Genomic DNA, 6,586 nt, shown 5'->3' with positions numbered 1-6,586 from the left:
ACAGCGACAAGAAGGACGACTACAGCGACAAGAAGGACGACTACAGCGACAAGAAGTGGGACAAGAAGGACCACGACAAGCCGCACGGTGGGGTGCACACCGGTGGTGGCGCGCTGGCTCGTGTCGTCGCTGACGACGAGGACAAGGACGACTACAGCGACAAGAAGGACGACTACTCGGACAAGAAGGACGACCACGGCGACAAGAAGGACGACTACAGCGACAAGAAGTGGGACAAGGAAGACCACAGTGACAAGAAGTGGGACAAGGAGGACCACGACAAGCCGCACGGTGGGGTGCACACCGGCGGCGGTGGCACGGCCCTCTCCGGTGGTGGTCTGGCCGCCGGATCGGTCCTGCTGCTCGGCGGCCTCGGTGCCGGCGCGTACATGCTGCGCCGTCGTGGCGTGAACGGTTCCGCCGCGGCCTGACGCCCCCGGGCCGTGCCCGGCCCACGACCCGTCGCGGCCGCCGCCCTCAGGGACGGCGGCCGCGGCGTCGGCGTCTCCGAGCCCGGGCCGCGGCCGCGGCCGTGCACCGCACCGGATGGCCCCCCGCCCTCGCCCGTCGTCACGTCGTCACGGCAGTGAAAGGTACAAACCCCGTATGTCCGCGCAGCCACCCCTTGTGCAGTCGCCGACCACAGCCGCCCCCCGCTCCCTCGGACGCGCCTTGCTCTGGCCTGCGGCGGCCGTCGCTCTGGGCTTCATGCTGGTCTTCAACTCGTTCGACACCACGACGGACGCCAAGCCTGCCGTCCAGCCCGTGGCCTCCTCGCCCGCAGCCGTCGACACGCCGGCCCCCGCCGCCGAGAAGCCGGGCACGGCGCTGCCGCGCGCCAAACCCAAACGGCTGAAGATCAAGGAGATCGCCGTCGACGCGCCCTTCATGGGCCTGTCCATCGACTCCAAGGGTCAGTTGGAGGCACCGCCGGCGAACAACAGCAATCTGGTCGGCTGGTTCCAGGAGGGCGTCTCGCCGGGCGAACGCGGCACGGCGATCGTCGCGGGTCACGTCGACACCAAAACCGGCCCTGCCGTCTTCCTGCAGCTCAGCGTGCTCAAGAAGGGGAGCAAGGTCGACATCGCCCGAGAGGACGGCACCGTCGCCACCTTCGTCGTCGACTCCGTCGAGAGCTTCATGAAGTCGAACTTCCCCGACAAGCGCGTGTACGCCGACACCCCCGACGCACAGCTGCGGCTGATCACTTGCGCGGGCACGTACGACAAGAAGGCGCAGGACTACCCCGAGAACCTGGTGGTCTTCGCTCACCTGGACTCGGTGCGGAAGGGCTGAGGCGTTGCCGGGCCGGGGCGCAGCAGGCGGTGACGAGTGCGCGGGAGGGCGCATCGTCGTCGCCGTAGTGGGCAGCCTCACAGCGGTGAAGGGCGTGAAACGGCCGAGCGCATCGGAGGCCCGTGATGCTGCACCACACGATCGAGCGCGGGGTCCTGTTGATCACGATCGACGACGACGTGAGCCTTGGTCATCACGTCGCTGTGGCGCGCAACATCACGCATCTGGTCAAGGTCCATCTGCCGGCCCCGGTGGTGATCGTGCTTTCCGCGCCCGAGGTGAGCGCGGGGATGCTCAGCACGGTGCTGCGGGCCCACGTGCTGTGCGGTCGGTTCGATGGGCTGATGGCGGTCGTGACGCCCAGTGCGCCCGCCCGGCGCCTGCTCGAGGCGAACGCGGATGTCGGCGGCACCCGGCTCGTCGTCTTCGCCCGGACCGGCCAAGCGCTCGACGCGATGGCCGGGACGCGCCCCGCCTGGGCGGCCTGAGCGAGTGTCCTGAAGAGGCCCCATGCCTGCGGGGATGGCGCCTCGGCGTCGCCGTGAATGATTCCTGTGTGTACCCCCTCTCGGTACGGACTCCCGGCTGCCTCTTTTGTTTGCAGCACCATACCCCCTGGGGGTATGGTGTGGGTCATCGCGGATGGTCGGCCCTGATCGAGGAGTGAGTCATGAACACCGGCGTCAAGATCACGGCCTTCGCGGCGGTACTCGCGGCGACCTTCGGCACGGCCTACGGCGTGGGCCGGGGCATCGGCCCCGTGGTGGCCGAGGCGGAGCCGGCCGAGCAGGGCGGGCACGCCGCCGGGGACCAGGAGAAGGACGGTGCGAGCCACAGCGGGCACGCCCGTGAAGCCGGGAGTGTGTCCTTGCCGCCGGGCGGACTCCAGGTGTCCGAAGCGGGCCTGACCCTCGACCTGCGGACACAGCAGGTCGAGGCGGGCAGGGCAGCCGAACTGCGCTTCGCCGTGGTGGACGACAAGAGCGGGCGCAACGTCACCGCGTACCGCCGCGAGCACGGCAAGGAGCTGCACCTGATCGTCGCCTCGCGCGATCTGACGACGTACCGGCATCTGCATCCCGTGCGGGCGGCCGACGGCACCTGGTCCGTACCGGTGCGGCTGCCCGAGGCCGGCGGCTACCGCGTCCTCGCCGATTTCACCCCGGCCACCAAGGGCGCCCGTGGCCTCACACTCGGCGCCGACCTCGCCGTCTCCGGCCGTGCCGAGCCCCAACCGCTGCCGGCGCGGAGCACCACCGCCACCGTGGACGGCTATCAGGTCTCGCTGCGCGGCGACCTGCGCCCGGGGGCGGGCCGCGAACTGGTCCTCTCGGTCGCCAAGGACGGCAGGCCGGTCACCGATCTGCAGCCCTACCTCGGTGCCTACGGGCACCTCGTCGCCCTGCGCTCGGGAGACCTCGCCTATCTGCATGTGCATCCGAACGGCGAGCCCGGCGACGGCACCACCGAGTCCGGCCCGGAGATCTCGTTCACCGCCACCGCGCCGAGCAAGGGCGCCTACCGCCTCTTCCTCGACTTCCGCCACGAGGGCAAGGTCCGCACCGCCGCCTTCACGCTCGACGCCGGGGGGCCCGCTGCCGGGCAGCCGTCGGCCGGGAGCGAGGAAGCGCCAGGCCATCAGCACTGACTCCCGGTGAGGATCGGCACGCGGTGTGAGCGGGACGCACTCGGGTACCCGCCTGCGGAACGGGGGTGCCTGGCATGCGAGGAGGCCATCATGGGTGCTGACATCTGGGGCTACCCGGAGACCGCCGCCTATGTGCCCGGAGCAGAGCTCGTCGGATACGCGGTCGAGGCGACCGACGGCTCGATCGGAAAGATCGACCGGCACACCGAGGAGGTGGGCAGGTCCTACCTCGTCGTGGACACCGGGCCGTGGATCCTCGGCCGGCGTGTGCTGCTGCCCGCGGGGCTCGTCGCGCGGATCGACACCGGCGACCAGGTCGTCCATCTCTCCTGCACCAAGGCCGAGGTGAAGGACTCGCCGCCCTTCGAGAGCGGAAGGCACGAGGAGGACCTGACGTACCTCAAGCTCATCGAGCACTACTACGCGAACCGCCACATGTGACGGCCGTGCCCACCGCCTCCATCGTCACGGTGCCGGAGCTGCGGCACCGTGACCGTCACCCCGCCCTCGCCGTACGAACGCGGCCGGCCGCGCGCCAGGTACGTCGCCGTCGCCGTCGCACTGCCCGCCCTCGCGCCCGTCGGTGCAGTTGAACGTGCGGGGCGCCGGGCCGGTGCACCGCGGTGCGGGCGACGGCGGGCGGCGTCCGTCATCGCGCTCGGGAACGGCACGAGGAGGGTGGCGCGCGTGAGCGGAGCCGTCCGGGCCAATCCGGCGCACCCGTACGCACTACGGGTCGGCGCGGCGCATTGCGGCGCGACGCGCGGAACGGTGCTCTATGGCAGGCCACGCCCGTGCCGGCCGCATGCCGGCTTCCCCCCGTCAGGAGGCACCGGATGCACCGCACCGCAGCCGTCGCCGCAGCGGCCCTTCTCGCCGTCGCCGCAGCGGTCCCCTCGGCCTTCCCCGCCACGGCGTCCCAGGCGCCGCAGCGCGCGGAAAAGCCGGCCCTGCCCCGCGGTCTGTTCCTCACCGTCTCCGGAGCGGAGAACACCTGGATCCGGGGAGTGCTTCTGCGGTGCAGCCCCGAGCCGAGCGGCCCGCACCCCGACGCGGAGCGCGCCTGCGCCGCCCTGGACGAGGCGCGCGGCGACCTCGACCGGCTGCGGGGTGAACCGCATCCGTGCACGAAGCAGTACGACCCGGTCACGGTGAGTGCCACCGGCACCTGGCGCGGACGTCCGACCGCCTGGCACAAGACCTTCCCGAACGCATGCGAACTGGCCGCAGCGACCGGAGCCGTCTACCGCTTCTGACGGCCCCGGTCAGGATCCGCGCCTCAGGTGCTGCGAGAGGCGACCACCCCCATGGTGAGCAGGCCGAGAACCACCCAGCCGAACCACAGCCAGCCGTTGCTGCCGAGCGCCGCCGTATAGGCCGTCACGACCACGAGGGACCCGACGGTCAGCACTCCCATGACCTTCGTCGAACCGGACATGCGCGCCCTCCTTCGACGGCCGGGCCGTCGGGACCATGGTCGCGCGTCAGGAGGGCGTTGCGCTACCGGCCCGCGAAGAACGGGAGCGTCAGCGGCTGCGGGCCTGGAGCGAGGCGAGATACGCGTTGTACGCCTCCAGCTCCTTGTCACCGTCCCGGTCCGCCGCCCGGTCCCGGCGCTTGGCCAGCCGCTGGTCGGAGCGGTACCACTGGAAGACCAGCGCGATCAGCACCACCACGGAAGGGATCTCGCTGAAGGCCCAGGCGATACCGCCCGCCGCGTTCTGGTCGGAGAGCGCGTCGATGCCCAGCGACGCGGGCGGATTCTCGTACGCCTTGACCATCGGCTGGGTCGCCATCATCAGCGCGATGCCGAAGAACGCATGGAACGGCATGCCCGCGAACAGTTCCAGCATCCGCATCACATAGCCGGGCCTGTGCGGTCCCGGGTCCACGCCCATGATCGGCCAGAAGAACACCAGGCCGACGGCGAGGAAGTGCAGCATCATCACGATGTGGCCGGTCCTGGACTCCATCAGGAAGTCGAACAGCGGCGTGAAGTACAGCCCGTACAGGCTCGCGATGAACAGCGGGATCGTGAACGCGGGATGGGTCACGATCCGCATGTACCGGCTGTGCAGCAGCATCAGGAGCAGCTCGCGCGGCCCCTTGCCGCCCCGCCCCGCGACCGGCAGCGCCCGCAGCGCGAGCGTGATCGGAGCGCCCAGCAGGAGCACGATGGGGGAGAGCATGCTGATCACCATGTGCTGCACCATGTGCACGCTGAACATGACCATGCCGTAGTCGTTCAGCTTGGTGCACATCACCAGCGCGACACTGAGCACACCGGCGGTGAACCAGACCGTACGGCTCACCGGCCAGGCGTCCCCACGCCCGCGCAGCCGCGCGACGCCCCACCCGTACAGGCCGAGCGCCACCAGACAGGCGACCAGGAAGAAGGAGTCCGGTGAGAACTCCAGGGCGCGCCCCAGCGTGAACGGCGGCAGATCCATGGTCATGCCGTGTCCGCTGTGATCCATCTGTGCACTCCTGGAGGGTTTCCTGATTCGTGCGGGTTGTCCGCTTGCCGCACCAGACTAGAACTGCCCCCGGACGCAGCTGCGACCGGGGGCAGTTCGTTCACTCCTGTACCGATTCAGGTGTGCTTCAGAGCACGCACTCCGCCTCGTCGTACCGGTCGGCCGGAACCGTCTTCAGCGTCCGGGTCGCGTCCGCGAGCGGCACCATCACGATGTCCGTGCCGCGCAGCGCCGTCAGCATCCCGAACTCGCTGCGGTGCGCCGCCTCCACCGCGTGCCAGCCGAACCGCGTGGCGAGCACACGGTCGTACGCGGTGGGGGTGCCGCCGCGCTGCACATGGCCGAGGATCACCGGGCGGGCCTCCTTGCCGAGCCGCTGCTCCAGCTCGACGGAGAGCTGGCGGGCCACACCCGCGAACCGCTCGTGCCCGTAGATGTCCTTGCCGCCCTCGTCCCAGCGCATCGAGCCCTCGCGCGGCTTCGCACCCTCGGCGACGACCACGATCGCGAACTTCTTGCCTGCCGAGAACCGCTCGCCGACCCGCGTGGTCAGCTCTTCGATGTCGAAGGGGCGCTCCGGGACGACGATCGCGTGGGCGCCGGCCGCCATGCCCGAGTGCAGCGCGATCCACCCGGTGTGCCGGCCCATGACCTCCACGATCAGCACCCGCTGGTGGGACTCGGCCGTCGTCTTCAGCCGGTCCAGCGCCTCCGTCGCGACACCGACGGCCGTGTCGAAGCCGAAGGTCACATCGGTGGACGCGATGTCGTTGTCGATCGTCTTCGGCACGCCCACGATGGGCAGACCGGCCTCGGACAGCAGGTGGGCCGCCTTCAGCGTGCCCTCACCGCCGATCGGGATGATCGCGTCGAGACCGAGATCGGCGACATGGCCCCTGGCCCGCTCCACGCCGTCGCGCAGATGCGCGGGCTGGACGCGGGAGGAACCGAGGATCGTGCCGCCGCGGGCCAGGATGCCGCCCACCGCGTCGAGGTCAAGCTTGCGGTAATCGCACTCCAGGAGGCCCTTCCAGCCGTCGTGGAATCCGATGACCTCGTCGCCGTGGTCGACGACGGCACGGTGCACGACGGAACGGATGACGGCGTTCAGACCGGGGCAGTCGCCGCCGGAGGTGAGCACACCTATGCGCATAGCCCGAAAACC

The 6,586-nt window shown here is 70.3% G+C and carries 9 protein-coding genes; 6 read left to right on the top strand and 3 right to left on the bottom strand.

The window, feature by feature from the left end; genetic code table 11:
- From J7E88_RS23550 to J7E88_RS23525, 6 genes are all read left to right on the top strand, one after another.
- Positions 1-431 (top strand): hypothetical protein (locus tag J7E88_RS23550; protein ID WP_215184273.1); only part of this gene is annotated, 431 nt, incomplete at its 5' end.
- A gap of 175 nt (positions 432-606) precedes the next feature.
- A complete protein-coding gene (locus J7E88_RS23545) occupies positions 607-1,296 on the top strand; it encodes a class F sortase (RefSeq protein WP_215184271.1) in 690 nt (229 codons plus the stop codon).
- A gap of 125 nt (positions 1,297-1,421) precedes the next feature.
- Positions 1,422-1,784, top strand: coding sequence for a hypothetical protein (locus tag J7E88_RS23540; RefSeq protein WP_215184269.1), 363 nt, complete (start codon positions 1,422-1,424; stop codon positions 1,782-1,784).
- Between the two features lie 182 nt (positions 1,785-1,966).
- Complete coding sequence (locus J7E88_RS23535) at positions 1,967-2,944, top strand: hypothetical protein (RefSeq protein WP_215184267.1); 978 nt, start codon at positions 1,967-1,969, stop codon at positions 2,942-2,944.
- Positions 2,945-3,034: 90 nt separating this feature from the next.
- Complete coding sequence (locus J7E88_RS23530) at positions 3,035-3,385, top strand: PRC-barrel domain containing protein (protein WP_215184265.1); 351 nt, start codon at positions 3,035-3,037, stop codon at positions 3,383-3,385.
- A gap of 395 nt (positions 3,386-3,780) precedes the next feature.
- The gene (locus tag J7E88_RS23525) at positions 3,781-4,200 is read left to right on the top strand and encodes an SSI family serine proteinase inhibitor (RefSeq protein ID WP_215184263.1); all 420 of its coding nucleotides are present in this window, start codon (positions 3,781-3,783) and stop codon (positions 4,198-4,200) included.
- A 23-nt stretch (positions 4,201-4,223) separates the two neighbouring features.
- On the opposite strand, the gene J7E88_RS23520 is transcribed toward J7E88_RS23525, so the two are convergent.
- The 3 genes from J7E88_RS23520 to J7E88_RS23510 form a co-directional block, all read right to left on the bottom strand.
- Positions 4,224-4,382 carry a hypothetical protein gene (locus tag J7E88_RS23520; RefSeq protein ID WP_215184261.1) on the bottom strand — a complete coding sequence of 53 codons (159 nt, stop codon included), beginning with the start codon at positions 4,380-4,382 and terminating at the stop codon, positions 4,224-4,226.
- Between the two features lie 88 nt (positions 4,383-4,470).
- Positions 4,471-5,421, bottom strand: coding sequence for a cytochrome c oxidase assembly protein (locus tag J7E88_RS23515; protein WP_215184259.1), 951 nt, complete (start codon positions 5,419-5,421; stop codon positions 4,471-4,473).
- A gap of 127 nt (positions 5,422-5,548) precedes the next feature.
- Positions 5,549-6,574, bottom strand: a complete 1,026-nt coding sequence (locus J7E88_RS23510; protein WP_215184257.1) for a 6-phosphofructokinase — start codon at positions 6,572-6,574, stop codon at positions 5,549-5,551.
- Between the last annotated feature and the right edge of the window lie 12 nt (positions 6,575-6,586).

The organism is Streptomyces sp. ISL-10, assembly GCF_018614575.1.
Classification (GTDB): domain Bacteria; phylum Actinomycetota; class Actinomycetes; order Streptomycetales; family Streptomycetaceae; genus Streptomyces.
Note: the sequence above shows the minus strand (reverse complement) of the source record. Positions and strands in the feature narration are given on the sequence as shown.

Excerpts from the sequence above, each read along its gene's own strand:
- J7E88_RS23515 (WP_215184259.1), bottom strand. The coding sequence starts at position 5,421 with ATGGATCACAGCGGACACGGCATGACCATGGATCTGCCGCCGTTCACG.
- J7E88_RS23545 (WP_215184271.1), top strand. The coding sequence starts at position 607 with ATGTCCGCGCAGCCACCCCTTGTGCAGTCGCCGACCACAGCCGCCCCC.
- J7E88_RS23535 (WP_215184267.1), top strand. The coding sequence starts at position 1,967 with ATGAACACCGGCGTCAAGATCACGGCCTTCGCGGCGGTACTCGCGGCG.
- J7E88_RS23530 (WP_215184265.1), top strand. The coding sequence starts at position 3,035 with ATGGGTGCTGACATCTGGGGCTACCCGGAGACCGCCGCCTATGTGCCC.
- J7E88_RS23525 (WP_215184263.1), top strand. The coding sequence starts at position 3,781 with ATGCACCGCACCGCAGCCGTCGCCGCAGCGGCCCTTCTCGCCGTCGCC.
- J7E88_RS23540 (WP_215184269.1), top strand. The coding sequence starts at position 1,422 with ATGCTGCACCACACGATCGAGCGCGGGGTCCTGTTGATCACGATCGAC.
- J7E88_RS23510 (WP_215184257.1), bottom strand. The coding sequence starts at position 6,574 with ATGCGCATAGGTGTGCTCACCTCCGGCGGCGACTGCCCCGGTCTGAAC.
- J7E88_RS23520 (WP_215184261.1), bottom strand. The coding sequence starts at position 4,382 with ATGTCCGGTTCGACGAAGGTCATGGGAGTGCTGACCGTCGGGTCCCTC.